Raw genomic sequence first — 436 nt, 5'->3', positions numbered from 1 at the left:
ACCTCGACTGGATGCTCGGCATCCCGTGGGGCAAGCGCTCGAAGATCAAGAAGGACCTGCTCGGCGCCCAGGCGCTGCTCGACGAGGACCATTTCGGCCTCGACAAGGTCAAGGAGCGGATCGTCGAGTACCTCGCCGTGCAGCAGCGGGCGAACAAGCTCACCGGCCCGATCCTGTGCCTCGTCGGTCCCCCCGGCGTCGGCAAGACCTACGAAATGCTGACGATCGGACGTGCCAGGCTGAAGGCCGGGGCCGACGTGGTGATCGGCGTCGTCGAGACACACGGAAGGGCCGAGACCGAGGCCCTGCTCGACGGCTTCGAGGTGATCCCCCGGCGGCCCGTGCCGTATCACGGCACCGTCCTTGAAGAGATGGACCTCGACGCCCTGCTCGCCCGCCGGCCGGCGCTCGCCCTCGTCGACGAGCTCGCCCACAC

General features: G+C 68.6%; 1 pseudogene. It reads left to right on the top strand.

Features of this window, described 5'->3' with window-relative positions:
- Positions 1–436: pseudogene (locus tag ACU8YC_RS28170) on the top strand (hypothetical protein); the annotation flags it as partial.

The organism is Citrobacter sp. VF227 (assembly GCF_052950715.1).
This window is presented reverse-complemented; position numbering and strand designations above follow the sequence as displayed.